This window comes from Duganella lactea, from assembly GCF_009857505.1.
GTDB lineage: Bacteria > Pseudomonadota > Gammaproteobacteria > Burkholderiales > Burkholderiaceae_D > Rugamonas > Rugamonas lactea.
Window position 1 is genome coordinate 1 of record NZ_WWCP01000115.1, and the last position, 267, is coordinate 267.

The 267-nt window shown below is 59.2% G+C and carries 1 protein-coding gene; it reads right to left on the reverse strand.

Going from position 1 to position 267, the window contains the following annotated elements; all coding sequences use genetic code 11:
- On the reverse strand, window positions 1-267 hold a 267-nt coding region (locus tag GTP44_RS26935), incomplete at both ends, for a transposase (RefSeq protein ID WP_161021811.1).

Sequence of the window (267 nt, forward strand, 5' to 3'; positions counted from 1 at the left end):
TGACACCGTAAATCAGATGCGTCAGTTTGTGAACGACAGCACTGATCACCGCTTTGTTTGACATGCCATTTTTAGTCAGCCGCTCTGCGAAGGTGTTGAGCAAGGGGTTGTGGCGCTTGGCCACCAGCCCCGGCATGTACAGCGCCGCGCGCATTGAGGTACTGCCACTTCGGCTGATGATGGTGCGCCCTTTCAAGGAGGTGCCGGAGCTGCGCTGCATGGGCGTGACGCCGAGGAATGCGGCGAACGCCTTGGCACTGGTGAAGC